Source organism: Paramagnetospirillum kuznetsovii, assembly GCF_003284725.1.
Lineage (GTDB): Bacteria > Pseudomonadota > Alphaproteobacteria > Rhodospirillales > Magnetospirillaceae > Phaeospirillum > Phaeospirillum kuznetsovii.
Window position 1 is genome coordinate 152,403 of sequence record NZ_PGTO01000005.1, and the last position, 14,409, is coordinate 166,811.

Annotated in this window: 21 protein-coding genes and 1 tRNA gene; 16 read left to right on the forward strand and 6 right to left on the reverse strand. The window is 63.9% G+C overall.

The window, feature by feature from the left end:
• The first annotated feature begins 256 nt into the window (after positions 1-256).
• The 9 genes from CU669_RS09210 (at position 257) to CU669_RS09250 (ending at position 4,756) form a co-directional block, all read left to right on the forward strand.
• The gene (locus CU669_RS09210) at positions 257-943 is read left to right on the forward strand and encodes a recombinase family protein (protein WP_112143952.1); all 687 of its coding nucleotides are present in this window, start codon (positions 257-259) and stop codon (positions 941-943) included.
• Positions 944-1,080: 137 nt separating this feature from the next.
• Positions 1,081-1,287: a hypothetical protein gene (locus CU669_RS09215; RefSeq protein ID WP_112143954.1), complete on the forward strand. Its 207-nt coding sequence runs from the start codon at positions 1,081-1,083 to the stop codon at positions 1,285-1,287.
• Between the two features lie 643 nt (positions 1,288-1,930).
• Positions 1,931-2,296 carry a hypothetical protein gene (locus CU669_RS09220; protein WP_112143956.1) on the forward strand — a complete coding sequence of 122 codons (366 nt, stop codon included), beginning with the start codon at positions 1,931-1,933 and terminating at the stop codon, positions 2,294-2,296.
• Entirely contained in the window at positions 2,289-2,597 is a 309-nt protein-coding gene (locus tag CU669_RS09225; protein ID WP_112143958.1) for a hypothetical protein, read from the forward strand. Before CU669_RS09220 ends, CU669_RS09225 begins: the two co-directional genes overlap by 8 nt.
• Positions 2,598-2,603: 6 nt before the next feature.
• On the forward strand, positions 2,604-2,987 hold the full coding sequence (locus tag CU669_RS09230) for an HNH endonuclease (RefSeq protein ID WP_112143959.1): 384 nt from the start codon (positions 2,604-2,606) through the stop codon (positions 2,985-2,987).
• A gap of 295 nt (positions 2,988-3,282) precedes the next feature.
• Complete coding sequence (locus CU669_RS09235) at positions 3,283-3,630, forward strand: hypothetical protein (protein WP_112143961.1); 348 nt, start codon at positions 3,283-3,285, stop codon at positions 3,628-3,630.
• 84 nt (positions 3,631-3,714) lie between these two features.
• Complete coding sequence (locus tag CU669_RS09240) at positions 3,715-4,173, forward strand: hypothetical protein (protein ID WP_112143963.1); 459 nt, start codon at positions 3,715-3,717, stop codon at positions 4,171-4,173.
• The gene (locus CU669_RS09245; protein ID WP_112143965.1) at positions 4,173-4,538 is read left to right on the forward strand and encodes a hypothetical protein; all 366 of its coding nucleotides are present in this window, start codon (positions 4,173-4,175) and stop codon (positions 4,536-4,538) included. The genes CU669_RS09240 and CU669_RS09245 overlap by 1 nt, the downstream gene beginning before the upstream one ends.
• Before the next feature lie 11 nt (positions 4,539-4,549).
• On the forward strand, positions 4,550-4,756 hold the full coding sequence (locus CU669_RS09250; protein WP_112143966.1) for a hypothetical protein: 207 nt from the start codon (positions 4,550-4,552) through the stop codon (positions 4,754-4,756).
• Between the two features lie 219 nt (positions 4,757-4,975).
• Here CU669_RS09250 and CU669_RS09255 read toward each other — a convergent pair.
• The 3 genes from CU669_RS09255 to CU669_RS09265 form a co-directional block, all read right to left on the reverse strand.
• Positions 4,976-5,051 (reverse strand) — tRNA-Glu (locus CU669_RS09255).
• A 20-nt stretch (positions 5,052-5,071) separates the two neighbouring features.
• Positions 5,072-5,542, reverse strand: coding sequence for a M67 family metallopeptidase (locus CU669_RS09260; protein WP_112143968.1), 471 nt, complete (start codon positions 5,540-5,542; stop codon positions 5,072-5,074).
• Position 5,543: 1 nt separating this feature from the next.
• Positions 5,544-5,867, reverse strand: coding sequence for a hypothetical protein (locus tag CU669_RS09265; protein WP_112143970.1), 324 nt, complete (start codon positions 5,865-5,867; stop codon positions 5,544-5,546).
• Positions 5,868-5,935: 68 nt separating this feature from the next.
• Here CU669_RS09265 and CU669_RS09270 point away from each other — a divergent pair, with 68 nt between their 5' ends.
• Positions 5,936-6,907, forward strand: a complete 972-nt coding sequence (locus tag CU669_RS09270; RefSeq protein WP_112144105.1) for an RluA family pseudouridine synthase — start codon at positions 5,936-5,938, stop codon at positions 6,905-6,907.
• A gap of 129 nt (positions 6,908-7,036) precedes the next feature.
• Positions 7,037-7,927 (forward strand): RNA polymerase sigma factor RpoH, encoded by an 891-nt coding sequence (gene rpoH, locus CU669_RS09275; RefSeq protein ID WP_112143971.1) that lies wholly within the window; start codon positions 7,037-7,039, stop codon positions 7,925-7,927.
• A 97-nt stretch (positions 7,928-8,024) separates the two neighbouring features.
• Here the strand turns inward: rpoH and CU669_RS09280 are convergent, their stop codons facing one another.
• On the reverse strand, positions 8,025-8,525 hold the full coding sequence (locus CU669_RS09280; protein ID WP_112143973.1) for an acyl-CoA synthetase: 501 nt from the start codon (positions 8,523-8,525) through the stop codon (positions 8,025-8,027).
• A 68-nt stretch (positions 8,526-8,593) separates the two neighbouring features.
• On the reverse strand, positions 8,594-9,565 hold the full coding sequence (locus CU669_RS09285) for a 2-hydroxyacid dehydrogenase (protein WP_112143975.1): 972 nt from the start codon (positions 9,563-9,565) through the stop codon (positions 8,594-8,596).
• 163 nt (positions 9,566-9,728) lie between these two features.
• Between CU669_RS09285 and CU669_RS09290 the strand changes: the two genes are divergently transcribed.
• The 5 genes from CU669_RS09290 to CU669_RS09310 all read left to right on the forward strand — a co-directional run bounded on the left by CU669_RS09290 (position 9,729) and on the right by CU669_RS09310 (position 13,985).
• On the forward strand, positions 9,729-10,319 hold the full coding sequence (locus CU669_RS09290; RefSeq protein ID WP_112143977.1) for an anthranilate synthase component II: 591 nt from the start codon (positions 9,729-9,731) through the stop codon (positions 10,317-10,319).
• Positions 10,319-11,386 (forward strand): anthranilate phosphoribosyltransferase, encoded by a 1,068-nt coding sequence (gene trpD, locus CU669_RS09295; protein WP_112143978.1) that lies wholly within the window; start codon positions 10,319-10,321, stop codon positions 11,384-11,386. The genes CU669_RS09290 and trpD overlap by 1 nt, the downstream gene beginning before the upstream one ends.
• Positions 11,383-12,183 (forward strand): indole-3-glycerol phosphate synthase TrpC, encoded by an 801-nt coding sequence (gene trpC, locus CU669_RS09300; protein ID WP_112143980.1) that lies wholly within the window; start codon positions 11,383-11,385, stop codon positions 12,181-12,183. Before trpD ends, trpC begins: the two co-directional genes overlap by 4 nt.
• Positions 12,176-12,655: a cyclic pyranopterin monophosphate synthase MoaC gene (gene moaC / locus CU669_RS09305; protein ID WP_112143981.1), complete on the forward strand. Its 480-nt coding sequence runs from the start codon at positions 12,176-12,178 to the stop codon at positions 12,653-12,655. The genes trpC and moaC overlap by 8 nt, the downstream gene beginning before the upstream one ends.
• A 139-nt stretch (positions 12,656-12,794) precedes the next feature.
• Positions 12,795-13,985 (forward strand): molybdopterin molybdotransferase MoeA, encoded by a 1,191-nt coding sequence (locus tag CU669_RS09310; protein ID WP_112143983.1) that lies wholly within the window; start codon positions 12,795-12,797, stop codon positions 13,983-13,985.
• Here the strand turns inward: CU669_RS09310 and CU669_RS09315 are convergent.
• A complete protein-coding gene (locus CU669_RS09315; protein WP_112143985.1) occupies positions 13,972-14,373 on the reverse strand; it encodes a bacteriohemerythrin in 402 nt (133 codons plus the stop codon). The two genes, CU669_RS09310 and CU669_RS09315, sit on opposite strands and share 14 nt — an antisense overlap.
• Positions 14,374-14,409 lie beyond the last annotated feature (36 nt).

Here is a 14,409-nt window from a genome sequence, read left to right on the forward strand (position 1 = left end):
AAACATCGCAATCATGCCGGGCTTAAAACTGGTGGAAAAATCTCAGACCCCTGCGCTCTGTGCGGCGCGATGGCTTCCCCCTTGGCCGGGGGGTGTCCTTGTTATCGGTGGGCGTCTGGGTGTCCTCCCTGTCGCTCGCCTGGGGCAGCCCTGGTTTGACCATGCCGCACCCTCGGATGGACCTTGACACCCTGACTCCATCAGGCGTAACACTTGGCCTCAATGCACGTTGACAGCAGACGTTACGGGTGAGGCCATGACCAGCTACGTTGAGTATTACCGGGTGTCCACGGAGAAGCAGGGGCGCTCTGGCTTGGGGTTGGAGGCGCAGCAAGAGGCTGTGCGTCGGTTCCTCCGGGAAGGAGACACCACCATCAAGCCACCCTTCGTAGAGGTGGAGAGCGGGAAGAAGACAGACCAGGACCGGCCCCAGCTTGCCGCTGCACTGGACGCCTGCCGGAAGACCGGAGCCTCCCTGTTGATTGCCAAGCTGGACCGGCTGGCCCGTGACGTGGCCTTCATCGCCACCCTGATGAAGTCGGATGTTCGCTTCGTCGCCTGCGACATGCCCGAGGCTGATCCCTTCCGCCTGCACATTGAGGCTGCCATTGCCGAAGAAGAGGCCAGGAAGATCAGCCAGCGGACCAAGGCAGCCCTTGCAGCAGCCAAGGCCCGTGGGGTGAAGCTGGGTGGGTATCGCGGGTACGACCTGACCGAGGAGCAGCGGGGACGGGGCCTGGATCGGTCGGCAGAGGTGCGGGCTGCTGGGGCTGATCAGAGGGCCGCAAGCCTGCTGCCGGTCATCGCCACCATTCAGGCCGAGGGCATCACCAGCATGGGCGGCATTGCCAAGGCCCTGAACGACCGGGGCATCCCCACTGCTGCCGGTGGGCAGTGGCATCCCATGAGCGTGTCCAGGCTGTTGAAGAGGCTGGCAGCCTGACCCTGGGACAGCCATTCATGCGACCTCGCATCAGTTGCGAGATTGGATAAGTCGTTGAAGTCAAACGATCTTTGTCGTTGACCGGGAATCCATGGGGACTCATACAGGCGGGGACATCAACCAGGGGAACCCCAGACATGACCACCCAGACCACTGCTGCCGCCACCATCGCCACCCTGATCAGTGAGGCCGGGAATGACCTCCGGGGAGGCATCATGGACACCACCGACCTTCTGACCTGGGCGGGACGTGCCCTGACTGCTGGTCTGTCGTTCATGTCCCCCGAGGATCAACAGGCCTTCGCTGTCCTGTTGGAGAGCGGGGAGGTTCCATCCTTCGCCTGATCCCAAGGGGGTCAATCGGACTGAAGCCCCTGCCTTCCATGGTGGGGGCTTTTGCGTTTCAGGACTCGCTGGAGTCGATTGCAGCCCCGTGGGCTACTGACCCACCAGACAAACCCCTTCGAGTCTCCAGCACCCCTTAAATCGACTCCCAGGCACATGGGCAATTTGGTTGCACCAGTACATGAAGCAGGGTGGTTCCTGTCCGTCTGTGGCGGGGTGGTGTGGGTTTTACGACCGCCTGCACCACCCCCAAGGAACCACAACCTTAGTACGTCATTGCCCCGCCTTTATCTGCAACCCTGAATTACGTTGCACCAGTAAGATAGGGCGAATGATGAAACACCAATGTGTATCTCATGATGATCACATTGGTTCACCTCATGCTTCCCTGATGTTGTCCTTTGGTTGCTTGGAAGATTCCACCTCAGTGTGACCAGGGTGTCAGTGAGGTGGTGGTACTCCGTACCTCCCCACCCAACAACCAACCATGTTGAACCGATGACATGACCTCTGCTGGACAGGGTGAACCCCTGTGGCTCCAGAGGATGACCATCGTTCTTCCCCTGCCTTCGTCTGTCACCACCTGTCTCTCTACCTAGTAGGAGGCTGGTGGTATTTCACCATTTGAATAGGAACCACACCCATGTCCCACATCACCCCTGAACCGACCACCATCATTGACGACCGGAAGAAGCGTGTCGTCCTTGTCCCCCTCTCGCTGAACCGTGGCTTCGCCAAGGTGGACGAGGAAGACTACCTCGCCATCCGGGAGAAAGGCTTCACTGGTGGCTGGTATCTGAACCTCCAGAAGACCGCTGGTTACGTCATGGTCAATGACAAGGCTGCCGGTAACAACAACAAGAAGGTGGCTCGGCTGATCATGAACCCTCCGCCTGGGTACGTCGTTCGTTACCACAACAACGACCGGAAAGACCTTCGTCGATGCAACCTTGTCCTTCAGACCCGCAAGGCCCTGAAGGCTGAGAACCAGGGGAAGGCCCATGGCTGACGGTGTCCATGTCTCCGTCCCTGTTCAGGTCAAGGGGCAGTGGAACAGGAAGGCCAAGATCAACCAGGAAGACCTGGATGATCTGCTGTGGGGTGGCTGTGTCAATCAATGGTTCCTGGGTCATCGGGGGGATAACGTCCTGGCTCATACCCCACATGATCGGGTTGTCCCTGTTGCTTCCCTGATCATGAAGCCCCCGAGGGGGTATCAGGTTGCCTTCAAGGATGGTGACCCCTTCAACCTGACAAGGGCCAACCTCACCCTGGTTCCCAGCAAGACCAGTGACATTCCGAGAGGTTGACCCTCCATGGTCCAAGCCATTGGCGTTTGTCACCTGCCCATTGCCAATGACGCTGAGACCATCCTTGTTGATGCCTCCACCTTTCCCACCCTGTCCCAGGCCCGTTGGTATCGGGACAGGTCGGGGAATGGCAGGCCGTACACCATCCTCCCCAAGGAGGACCGGGCTGCCCATGGTGGGGCTTGGTGTCTCTACCTGTGCCGTCTGCTGACCAGGGCACAGCCCAAGGTCCACATGGTCCAGCACATCAACGGCAATGTCCTCGACTGCCGTCTTTCCAACCTTCGCCTTCTGTCTGCTAATGGCCCTGAGAGGCGGTTGGCCGGATACCCCATGAACCCCAAGCGTCCATCCTTGCTGCCCAGCATGGACCTCCTGGCGCTTCCCTGACCCTTGAGGGTGCCGCCCCCAACAGCCCGTCACGTTACTGGTTCATCAGCCAGATTTCTAAGGCCTCGCGGATGAGATCCATCACGAGACGGGCAGCCCGATCCATGCGTTTGGTGACCATATCTGGTCCTCCAATGGGATGGCAGGTTTAAGCCTGCCAGCTCCACTGCGTATCCATCACGCAGCACCACTGAAGTGGCCTCCTGAGAAGGATGGTCGGTGCTGGAGGCGGCACTCGCATTCGACCACTTAGCCCACCCGCTTACAACCCACCCCCACACACGGAACCATACCCATGCCTGAACTCACCATCACTGATGGGGCGTCTTCGTTCGTCCCTGAACAGTCCCCCCAGTCCTTCCAGATCAACCCTGCTCCTGCCCCGTCCACCACGGGGACCATCACCCAGGCCCGCACTTCCTCCGGTTCGCCGGTCATGGGTGGCGGCTTGAATGCCAACTCCGTCATCAACATCGGTGGCGTTGAGACCAGCATCAAAGCCGCCATGGCTGCCGGTTACGTCCAGCAGAACCCGGATGGTACCTTCGCCGTGGTGTCGCAGGAGGCCAGAACCCAGGCCCAGCAGCAGCGACAGCAGGCCCGTGCCCAGGCTGAAGCTGAAGCCTTGGGGATGGATGGGTAGGAGGAAGGTCTTGACCAATCCTCTGAAGCCACCATCACCACCTTCGCCAACCATGTCAGCCCCAGCACCTCCATTGGTGCCGTCATGGACATCGCCAACGGCCAGCCGATCCGGGACAGTCACATCACCCAGGCCGCTTCCCAGATGGGCAAGGAGCCTGCCCAGGTCCGCGCCATGGTGGATCAGGTCAAGGGTGCCTTCGAGACCCAGGCCCGTTCCGTGGTGGACCGTGCCGGTCTCCATGCGGATGACGTGTTCGCTTGGGCATCCCAGGATCAGAAGGGCCGCGACCTGATGAAGCAGGCCATCCATGATCAGGCCATCAAGCGGACCACTTCGGGTTACCAGAAGGTGGCCCAGGCGTACCTGGAGAACCTGGACACCATCAACCCGGATGCCCTGCTGAATGCCCAGCTTGGCGAGGGGCTGAAAGTGAAGCGGTCCAGCAATGGCAAGATCGTCCTGGAGACCCCCAAGGGTGAACTGGAATACCGCTCTGCCATCAAGGCTGGCCTGATCAAGATCAGCAAGGCCCGACGCTGATGGCTGAATACGTCACCAACGGCAACTTGCGGACCAGGGTCGATGACATCGACGAACCCATTGAAGGCTTCAAGAAGAAGACCTGGGTTCCCCCTGCTGAGTGGGGGCCGTTCAAGATCATGAGTGAAGGCATGATCCGCCCTCGCGCCCCCCGTCCCACTGGAGATTTACGCTTTCTCTCAGGGGTGGGTGGTGGTGGGGAGGGTCTTAACCTCCTGTCTGTCCCTTACGAACGCCTCTACTTCGAGAAGGTGGACACCTGGGTGTCTCGCCTGATCCGCCCGGTTCATGGTTACGACACCGTGCCCCGGCAACCCGACTTCAACGACGACGACCTTTGTCCCGTCCCTGTCTCCCCTTACTGAGGATCACCCCCATGAATGCTTCCGTTGAGACCGTCACCATCACTTGCCCCGGTGGCGGCACCATCACCCTGACCAAGCACCAGGATCAGGATGTGTCTTTCGTCGATGCCGGTGGCACCCGCCAGGGCAACGCCACCGAGGCCATGATCAAGCTGTTCGCCACCATCAAGGCGAATGGTTCTGGTACTGCCCCGGTCATTGGTCGCGTGGATCACTGATCCCAGGCACATGACCAGGGCAAGCCCCATGCTGACCCGTGACCCAACCCGATGCCCCTTGCGAGGGGACGGCAAGGATAATCGCGGGAAGGCATGGGGCAACCCCAGGATCGGCCCCTGGCCTTCGGGTCAAGCGTGTGGGGGAGCCGTGTGGGGGATCGCAAAAAGCAAGGCTGCTACTGCCTTGTTTTCATTGAGAAATTAGCGATGTTGAGAGATTGGCGTCCCCACGGGGATTCGAACCCCGGTTTACGCCGTGAGAGGGCGTCGTCCTAGGCCTCTAGACGATGGGGACGTCGAGGCGCGAGGTGGGCTTTATGTCGGAAAGGCCTTGGGCTTGCAAGCACTTTTTTCCGCCAAACGCAGGCGGATCGGGCGGATGCGTCCGGTGTCGCGGTTCAGGCGATGGGCCAGAAGCTGTACTGTCTGGGGGCGGCCCTGGGGTGTTGCGGCGACGCCTGCGATCAGCCAGGCCATGTCCGGCTCCCAGGCCTGGGCGAGGTCGGTGGCCGACGGCGTCGCGCTGCCGTCGGGGTGGGAGTGCCAATGGCCGACCACCCGTTCCCTGGTCCCGCGCAAGGCGCGCTCCGTCTCGAAGCGGATGCGCGGGTCCAGCTCGAAGCGGTCGGGGGCGGTGTGGCGCAGCAGGTTGGGAGCGGGGACGAGGCGGGTGACGCGGATGGGGCGCTTGCCGGTTCCCACCAATAGGCCGCAACATTCGGCGGGGAAGGCCGCCTCGGCGGCGGCGGCGATGACGGCCAATTGCTCCGCCGTCATCACCAGCATGTCAGCGGACCGCTGGTTCGGGGGTCAGCATGAAGCTGCCCACCATGCGGCCCGAGGCCGGGTCGATGACCAGGATGCGTTCGGGGCCCTGGCCGGACAGGCGAATCACCACCCGCTCGCCTGCGGCGATCATCTGCTCGATGCGGCTGCCTTGCGGTACCGGCAGGCTGACGGCGCCGAAATCGGCGGTCGTGCTGGTGGCGGCCGGGGCGGCGGCCATTCCCTTGTTCTGGGCCTTCTTGACGAAGAGTCCATAGGCCATCAGGCCGAGACCGGCCACAAGAAGCAGGCCCAAGAACACCACCAATCCCTTGATTGCTTTCATGCCGTGCGCTTCAATCCGTGTTCGCCGCCCGGATGGGGACCGGCCATGATGGGGTTGTGAACTGCGTGATGAGCCAACGTCTCGATCCGAACCCGGTAGAGCCCGACGAAGCCGGTGCCCGGCTGGACAAATGGCTGGCCGCGCATCTTCCCGAGCTTTCGCGCACCCGCATCAAGTCGCTGATCGAGGAGGGGCAGGTCAGCTCGGCGGGCGTCACCATAGCCGACCCCTCGCATAGGGTCAAATCCGGCCAGTCCTATACCGTGGGCGTGCCGCCCGACCGTCCCGCCGAGCCCGAGGCCCAGGCCATCGCCCTGGACGTGGTCTATGAGGACGAGGACTTGATCGTCATCAACAAGCCCGCCGGCATGGTGGTGCATCCCGCGCCGGGTAATCTGGACGAGACCCTGGTCAACGCCTTGCTGGCCCATTGCGGCGAATCCCTGGCCGGGATCGGCGGCGTCAAGCGTCCCGGCATCGTCCATCGGCTCGACAAGGACACCAGCGGGTTGATGGTGGCGGCCAAGACCGACATCGCCCACCGCTCGCTGTCGGCCCAGTTCGCCGCCCATAGCCTGGAGCGGGCCTATCAAGCCCTGGTCTGGGGCCTGCCCAATCCCAGCAAGGGCGAGATCGAGGGCAATATCGGCCGCAATCCCCGCGACCGCAAGAAGATGGCCGTGGTCAAGGGCGGCGGCAAGACGGCGCTGACCCGCTACGAGGTGCTCAAGACCTTCGGCGGCGGTGCCGTCAGTCTGGTGGAATGCCGCCTTGCCACCGGGCGCACCCACCAGATCCGCGTCCACATGACCAGCAAGGGGCATCCCCTGGTGGGCGACCCGGTCTATGGCCGGGGGCGGGCGGGCAAGATCGCCGGACTTTCACTCGAGGCGCGACAGGCCTTGGCTGGTTTTTCGCGCCAGGCGCTACATGCCTACCTACTTGGTTTTTCGCACCCGACCAAAGGAGGTATGGTTCGGTTCGAAAGCAGTATGGCACCTGATATCAATGCCCTGATCTCTACTTTAGAGGAAATGTAAGATTGTATATACTTGAGCTGTGGGCTGTGACATTCTGACTTCCATGGAGCGACGTCGCCGGTCTGGTGTCTTTTGGCGCCCGCACGGGAAACAAGGGAACACCCTTCGCGTCGTAAGAGGAGAAAGACAATGTCGGCTATTGCTTCCAGTCTGTCGCTCGCGCCCGAAGGCAACCTTTCGCGTTATCTGCAAGACATCCGCAAGTTTCCCATGTTGCTGCCAGAGGAGGAATACCAACTGGCCAAGCGGTTCCGTGAGCACGGTGACATCGCTTCGGCCGACAGGTTGGTGACCAGCCATCTGCGTCTGGTGGCCAAGATCGCCATGGGCTATCGCGGCTATGGCCTGCCGCTGGGCGAACTGATCTCGGAAGGCAATGTGGGCATGATGCAGGCGGTCCGCCGCTTCGATCCGGAGCGCGGCTTTCGCCTTGCCACCTATGCCATGTGGTGGATTCGCGCCGCCATCCAGGAATACATCCTGCATTCCTGGTCGCTGGTGAAGATGGGCACCACCGCCGCCCAGAAGAAGCTGTTCTTCAACCTGCGCAAGCTCAAGGGGCAGATGCAGGCCATCGAGGAAGGCGACATGTCCGCCGAGAATGTGGCCAAGATCGCCCATAATCTGGCCGTCACCCCGGAAGAGGTGATCAGCATGAACCGCCGACTATCCAGCCCCGATCACTCACTGAACGCTCCGGTCCGCATGGATGGCGAGGGCGAGTGGCAGGACTGGCTGGTCGACGACCACGAGGACCAGGAGTCCGAATTGGGTGAGCGCGAGGAACTGGGCCAGCGGCGTCAGATGCTGACCTCGGCCCTCGCCGGGCTCAACGACCGCGAACGGGCTATCCTGACCAAGCGCCGCCTGTCGGAAAGCCCCGCCACCCTGGAAGACCTGTCGCAGCATTACGGCATCTCGCGCGAGCGGGTGCGCCAGATCGAGGTGCGCGCCTTCGAGAAGCTGCAAAAGTCGGTCAAGGGCGCCGCCGCCGCCATGGAGGCGGGAACGCTGCGCTAGACCGTGTCGTCGGTGCGGGCGGGACGCCCGCGCTCCAAGAGGTTGCGCCACTTTGGAGCGCGGGCGTCCCGCCCGCGTTCCGCCACGCCATTTCCCATCAGGTCTTCTTGGCGACCTCGTCGCCCCATTCGTCGATCAGCTTCTTCTGGGCCGCCTTCAGGTTGTTGACCCGGCGCTGGCTGCTGGACGCCAGATAGCTGGCGACCATGGGCGGCATGGCGGCGTAAAGGCCCCAGCCCAGGGCGGCGCAGCCATATGCGGTCATCAGCATCAGGGGATCGGTCACCATGCGCAGCGCCTCGTCCAGGGTATGGACGCCAAACCACAGGCCGAACAGATAGGGGAACAGGCCGGAGAAATTGAGGCCGCCGACGCAAAGGAAAGCGTATTTGTTCGGCCCCTTCTCGGTGGCCCAGGATCCCAGGGTCGGCAACATGGTGAAGAAGATCAACACCGCCGACGGCAACGAGAACGGCACCAGGGCGGCCAGGATGGCCAGCACGACGCCCTTGTTGACGCCGAGTCCGCCTTTGCCGCCCTTCTTGGCCGCCGCTGCCGCCTTGGCCTGCGCTACCGCCGATACCTGCTTCTTCGCCATGGCGGAATCATGGCATCTCGTCGCCGGATTGGCAATGCACCAGGGCGTATGGCGCTATGACCGGCGCATCACGCGACGCTCCAGCGCGGTTGCCTGCCGGAAAAGAAGTCATCCAGATTGGCGATGGCATCGAATCCCATCTGGTCGCGGGTCTCCACCGTGGAGGTTCCGATATGGGGCAGCAGGGTGGCGTTGGGAAGCTCCAGATAGCGGCGGTCGAAATCGGGCTCGCCGGTGAAGACATCAAGACCGGCGGCGGCAAGCCGTCCCTGGCGCAACGCCTCGATCAGGTCGTCGTCCACCACCTGATCGCCGCGGGCGGTATTGATCAGGATGGCGCCGTCGGGCAGCCAGGACAAGCTTCGGCGGTTGATCTGGCCCATGGTCTCGGGGGTGCTGGGCGTGTGCAGCGAGACGATCCGGCTGGCGCGGAACAGTGCTTCCAGGGTGGGGTGGAAGACGGCGCCGTCTTCCAGATCGGGGGACAGGCGGTTGCGCTGGTGATAGGCGATGGTCATGCCGAAGCCCTTGGCCCGTTTGGCCACCGCGCGGCCGATGCGGCCCATGCCGACGAGGCCGAGAACCTTGCCCCCCGGATCGGTGCCCAACTTGTCCCAGGCGTTCCAGGCGCCCCAGCCGCCGGATCGCAGGATGGCCTGATGCTCATGCGCCCGCCGACAGGCGGACAGCAGCAGCAGCATGGCCAGATCGGCGGTGGCCTCGGTGGTGGCGTCGGGGGTATAGGCCAGCGTGATGCCGCGTTGGCGGGCGGCGGCCAGATCCAGGTGGTTGGTGCCCACCGAATAGGTGACGATGATCCGAAGTCCGGCGGGCAGGCGGCCGATCAGGGCCGCGTCCATGCGGTCGGTCAGGCAGACCAGCAAGGCGTCGGCCCGGTGCCGCTCCACCCGCTCGATGATCTGGTCGGGGGTCAGAACGGAATCCTCCGGGTTGGACAGAACCTCGAACAGCGAAGCGGCCCGGGCTTCCACCGATGGCGGCAGGCGGCGGGTGATGACGAGGCGCGGTTTGGCGGTCATGGCGGCGATCCTTCCGGCGGAACGGGCGATGCGTCACCCTAGCGCAAACCAAAGCCCGTCAGAAGGATGACACCGGCAAAAAGGACGTGTAATTTGACGCCGCCCGTTGCGCCGCGCAGAGGCGAGGCCGGTCTCAAATCGTTCAAACCCGTTAAGGTGACGCGTGTTCCTCCTCATCGACAACTACGACAGCTTTACCTACAACCTCTGGCACTATCTGGGGGAACTGGGGGCCGAGGTGGAGGTGCGGCGCAACGATGCGCTGAGCGTCGATCAGGTCATGGCCATGCAGCCCCAGGGCATCGTCATCTCGCCCGGTCCTTGCGATCCCGACCGCGCGGGCATTTGTCTCGAGCTGATCGCCCGCGCGGCCGGGACCATTCCGCTGTTCGGCGTCTGCCTGGGCCATCAGGCCATCGGTCAGGCCTTCGGCGGCAAGGTGGTGCGTGCCCCCAAGCCCATGCACGGCAAGGTGGACGATATCCTCCACGATGGAACCGGCGTCTTCGCCGGACTGCCCAGCCCGTTCCGCGCCACCCGCTATCATTCGCTGGTGCTGGAGCGCGACGGCTTCCCCGATTGCCTGCATCCCTCCGCCTGGACCGCCGACGGTCTGGTCATGGGCCTCGCCCACAAGACGCTTCCCATCTGGGGCGTTCAGTTCCATCCCGAAAGCATCGAGACCGAGCACGGCCATCATATGCTGCGCAACTTCCTCGACTTCACCAAAACCCGTACCGGACACGCCGCCTGATGCCCCCTTCCGCTGCTATTCCCGCTCCCGCGCCCGTCACCCTGGCCCTGATGAAGGAAGTGCTGGGTCGTCTCGCCGTCGGCGCCACCCTGTCGGAGGCCCAGGCGGAAGAGGTGTTCGACGTCATCATGTCGGGCGACGCCACCCCCGCCCAGATCGGCGGCCTTCTGATGGCGCTCCGCGTGCGCGGCGAGACGGTGGAAGAGATCACCGGCGCGGCACGCATCATGCGGGCCAAGGCCCTGAAGATGGACGCCCCCGATGGCGCCATCGACATCGTGGGGACCGGCGGCGACGAGGCGGGAACCTATAATATCTCTACCGCCGCCACCTTCGTGGTGGCCGCCTGCGGCGTGCCGGTGGCCAAGCACGGCAACCGGGCGGTGTCCTCGAAATCGGGGGCCTCGGACGTGCTGACGGCGCTGGGCGTCAACATCAATGCCGATTTCGCCCTGGTGTCCGAGACGCTGTACACCAACAATGCCGGTTTCCTGATGGCGCCACGCCACCATAACGCCATGCGCCATGTGGGCGGTCCGCGCGGCGAATTGGGGACGCGCACCATCTTCAACCTGCTGGGGCCGCTGTCCAATCCCGCCGGGGTGAAGCGTCAGGTGGTCGGCGTCTTCGCCGTCCAATGGGTGGAGCCGCTGGCCAAGGTGCTGGGCCATCTGGGCACCGAGCGCGCCTGGGTGGTGCACGGCTCCGACGGGCTTGACGAATTGACCACCACCGGGCCATCCAAGGTGGCTGAGTTGAACAACGGCGAGGTCAAGGTCTTCGTGGTCAATCCCGAGGATGCCGGGCTGAAGCGGGCGACGCCCGACCAGTTGAAGGGGGGTGATGCCAACGCCAACGCCGCCGCGCTGATGGCGGTGCTGGCGGGCGAGAAGGGGGCCTATCGCGATATCGTGGTGCTGAACGCCGCCGCCGCCCTGGTGGTGGCCGACAAGGCGGCCGACATCGCGGCGGGCGCCCGGCTGGCGGAACAGGCCATCGATTCCGCCGCCGCCGCCCAGGTTCTGGCGCGCATGGTCGCCATCACCAATCGGAGCCTCGAGTCATGAGCACCGTTCTCGACAAGATCTGTGACGAAAAGCGCAAGCAGGTGGCCGAGCAGAAGGGCCGCCGCAACATCAAGGAACTGCTGGACCGCGCCAAGGATCAGGCGCCGCCGCGCGGCTTCGCCCTGTCCATGGAACGCCAGGTCGCCAAGCTGGGCTATGGCATCATCGCCGAGATCAAGAAGGCCTCGCCCTCGGCGGGCGTGATTCGCGCCGACTTCAAGCCCGACCTGCTGGCCCGCGCCTATCAGCGCGGCGGGGCGGCCTGCCTGTCGGTACTGACCGACCATAAGTTCTTCCAGGGCTCGGAAGCCGATCTGGGCGCCGCCCGTTCCGCCTGCGACATTCCGGTGCTGCGCAAGGATTTCATGGTCGATCCTTATCAGATCGTGGAATCCCGGGCGCTGGGCGCCGATTGCGTTCTGCTGATCGTCGCCGCCTTGACCGATGCCGAATTGTCGCAGATGGAAGACATCGCGCTCGGCTACAACATGGACGTGATTCTGGAAGTCCATGACGAGGCCGAGATGGAGCGGGCCTTGAAGCTGAAGTCGCCGCTGATCGGCATCAACAACCGCGACCTCAAGATCATGAAGACCGACCTCGCCACCACCGAGCGGCTGCTGCCCATGGTGCCCAAGGGCAAGGTGGTGATTTCGGAAAGCGGCCTGGAAGGCCCCGGCGATCTCAAGCGCATGGCGGCGGCCGGGGTGTGGCGTTTCCTGATCGGCGAGGCATTGATGCGCCGCGCCGATGTGGAGCAGGCGCTGAAGGTGCTGCTGGCCGGCGCCAATGTCTGACGATCTCACCCATTTCGACGGCGACGGCAATGCGGTGATGGTCGATGTCTCGGCCAAGGCCGAGACCGAGCGGGTGGCGGTGGCGCGGGGCTCCGTTGTCATGAAGCCGGAAACCGCCGCCCTGATCGCCAAGCGCGGCATGAAGAAGGGCGATGTCCTGTCGGTGGCGCAACTGGCGGGAATCATGGGCGCCAAGCGCACGCCCGACCTGATCCCCCTGTGCCATCCGCTGGCGCTTTCCTCGGTTTCGGTGGAGCTCTCCCTTGATGAGGCGGCCTCCGCCGTCCATATCGAGGCGGTGTGCAAGCTGGTGGGCCGCACCGGCGTCGAGATGGAAGCCTTGACCGCCGTCACGGTCGCCGCGCTCACCGTGTACGATATGTGCAAGGCGGTGGACAAGGGCATGCGGATCGAAAATATCCGCTTGGTCCGCAAATCCGGCGGCAAGTCGGGATTGTACGAGGCGGGCTGACATTCAATCGCTTCCGTCATCCCCGCGGAAGCGGGGATCCATGGCGGGTGCGAAGGCCCGTCCTTTCATGGTGCGTTCCATCGGGGAGATGGATTCCCGCTTTCGCGGGAATGACGGCTGTAGTTGGCGAGGCGGAATAATGATTTCAGTGGACGAAGCGCGGGCGACGGTGCTGGCGGGGGTCAAGCCGGTGGCGGCCGAGACGGTCGGGCTGGCCCAGGCGGCCGGTCGGGTGCTGGCGCAGCCCCTGGCGGCGCGGGTGTCGCATCCGCCGGTTCCGGTCTCATCCATGGACGGCTATGCCCTGCGTGCCGCCGACCTCGCCGCGCCGCCCACCCGCCTGTCGGTGATCGGCGAATCCGCCGCGGGCTCCCCCTTCGACGGAGTGGTGGGGCAGGGACAAACGGCCCGCATCTTCACCGGAGCGGCCTTGCCCGCCGGGGCGGATGCGGTGGTGATGCAGGAAGACTGCGAGCGCGACGGCCAATCCGTGACCATCAAGACCCAGGTTCCGGCGGGAAAATTCATCCGCCCGGTGGGCCTCGACTTCAAGACCGGCGATGTGCTGTTGGAGGCGGGCGCCGTGCTCGACGGCCGCGCCATCGGCCTGGCGGCGGCCATGAACATTCCCTGGGTGTCGGTGCGCCGACGCCCCCGCATCGCCATCCTGTCGACCGGCGACGAGATCGCCATGCCGGGCGAGCCATTGGGGCCCAGCCAGATTCTGGGCTCCAACGGGCCGGGACTGGCGGCCTTCGTGGGCATGGAGGGGGCCGAGGCGGTTCATCTCGGCATCGCCCGCGACAGCCGGGAATCGCTGGATTCCATGATCGCGGCGGCGGCGGGCTGCGACCTGCTGGTCACCACCGGCGGCGCCTCTGTGGGCGATTACGATCTGGTCAAGGACGCCCTGGCGGCGGCGGGTCTGGCGTTGAACTTCTACACCGTGGCCATGCGGCCGGGAAAGCCGCTGATGTTCGGCGATCTCAAGGGCGTGCCGGTCCTCGGCCTGCCGGGCAATCCGGTCTCGGTGATGGTCTGCGCCGTTCTGCTGGTGCGGCCCATGATCCGGACCATGCTGGGCCTGCCCAGCCACACGGAAACCGTGGCGGTCCGGCTGGGCCGCGACTTGCCCGCCAATGATATTCGCCAGGATTATCTGCGCTCATCGCTGGCAAGCGCCGATGACGGTGCCCAGGTGGCGATTCCGTTCGAGAAGCAGGACAGCGCCGTGTTGTCCGGCATGGTCCGCGCCGCCTGTCTGGTGATCCGACCGCCCTTCGCCCCGGCGGCCAAGGCAGGCGACATGGCGCGGGCTATTCCGCTGTAAGAGTTCCCAGAATCCAGGGAATATAGGCGCGATCGGCGCTTTCGATATGGCCGCTCAGCCAGTCCGACAGATCCTCGGCGATGCTCTTGTGCAGATCGGGATGCCCGGTTTCCGCCCATTGGGCGCGCAATCGTCTGACCTTCTCCCGGAAATACTGATGTAGCGCCTTGTGTTCGGCAAGATCCGGGTAGCCGCTGTCGAACATCAACGATTCTTCAAGGGCGAAGTGCTCTATCACATAGCGCTCGAGAATCTTGATCTGGGTATCGACCAGGTCCGCGTCGCAATAGCCAGCCGACAATACCCCAATGACATCGGCCAAAGCACTGTGAGCCCGGTCGATGTCCGGGTGTCCGATGGCATGGGGGGCGCGGCGGGGAGCCGACATTATTGTTGCACCTCAGTCATATTCAAGAATGAAGTA

Excerpts from the sequence above, each read along its gene's own strand:
- CU669_RS09210 (WP_112143952.1), top strand. The coding sequence starts at position 257 with ATGACCAGCTACGTTGAGTATTACCGGGTGTCCACGGAGAAGCAGGGG.
- CU669_RS09215 (WP_112143954.1), top strand. The coding sequence starts at position 1,081 with ATGACCACCCAGACCACTGCTGCCGCCACCATCGCCACCCTGATCAGT.
- CU669_RS09220 (WP_112143956.1), top strand. The coding sequence starts at position 1,931 with ATGTCCCACATCACCCCTGAACCGACCACCATCATTGACGACCGGAAG.
- CU669_RS09225 (WP_112143958.1), top strand. The coding sequence starts at position 2,289 with ATGGCTGACGGTGTCCATGTCTCCGTCCCTGTTCAGGTCAAGGGGCAG.
- CU669_RS09230 (WP_112143959.1), top strand. The coding sequence starts at position 2,604 with ATGGTCCAAGCCATTGGCGTTTGTCACCTGCCCATTGCCAATGACGCT.
- CU669_RS09235 (WP_112143961.1), top strand. The coding sequence starts at position 3,283 with ATGCCTGAACTCACCATCACTGATGGGGCGTCTTCGTTCGTCCCTGAA.
- CU669_RS09240 (WP_112143963.1), top strand. The coding sequence starts at position 3,715 with ATGGACATCGCCAACGGCCAGCCGATCCGGGACAGTCACATCACCCAG.
- CU669_RS09245 (WP_112143965.1), top strand. The coding sequence starts at position 4,173 with ATGGCTGAATACGTCACCAACGGCAACTTGCGGACCAGGGTCGATGAC.
- CU669_RS09250 (WP_112143966.1), top strand. The coding sequence starts at position 4,550 with ATGAATGCTTCCGTTGAGACCGTCACCATCACTTGCCCCGGTGGCGGC.
- CU669_RS09260 (WP_112143968.1), bottom strand. The coding sequence starts at position 5,542 with ATGCTGGTGATGACGGCGGAGCAATTGGCCGTCATCGCCGCCGCCGCC.
- CU669_RS09265 (WP_112143970.1), bottom strand. The coding sequence starts at position 5,867 with ATGAAAGCAATCAAGGGATTGGTGGTGTTCTTGGGCCTGCTTCTTGTG.
- CU669_RS09270 (WP_112144105.1), top strand. The coding sequence starts at position 5,936 with ATGAGCCAACGTCTCGATCCGAACCCGGTAGAGCCCGACGAAGCCGGT.
- rpoH (WP_112143971.1), top strand. The coding sequence starts at position 7,037 with ATGTCGGCTATTGCTTCCAGTCTGTCGCTCGCGCCCGAAGGCAACCTT.
- CU669_RS09280 (WP_112143973.1), bottom strand. The coding sequence starts at position 8,525 with ATGGCGAAGAAGCAGGTATCGGCGGTAGCGCAGGCCAAGGCGGCAGCG.
- CU669_RS09285 (WP_112143975.1), bottom strand. The coding sequence starts at position 9,565 with ATGACCGCCAAACCGCGCCTCGTCATCACCCGCCGCCTGCCGCCATCG.
- trpD (WP_112143978.1), top strand. The coding sequence starts at position 10,319 with ATGCCCCCTTCCGCTGCTATTCCCGCTCCCGCGCCCGTCACCCTGGCC.
- trpC (WP_112143980.1), top strand. The coding sequence starts at position 11,383 with ATGAGCACCGTTCTCGACAAGATCTGTGACGAAAAGCGCAAGCAGGTG.
- moaC (WP_112143981.1), top strand. The coding sequence starts at position 12,176 with ATGTCTGACGATCTCACCCATTTCGACGGCGACGGCAATGCGGTGATG.
- CU669_RS09310 (WP_112143983.1), top strand. The coding sequence starts at position 12,795 with ATGATTTCAGTGGACGAAGCGCGGGCGACGGTGCTGGCGGGGGTCAAG.
- CU669_RS09315 (WP_112143985.1), bottom strand. The coding sequence starts at position 14,373 with ATGTCGGCTCCCCGCCGCGCCCCCCATGCCATCGGACACCCGGACATC.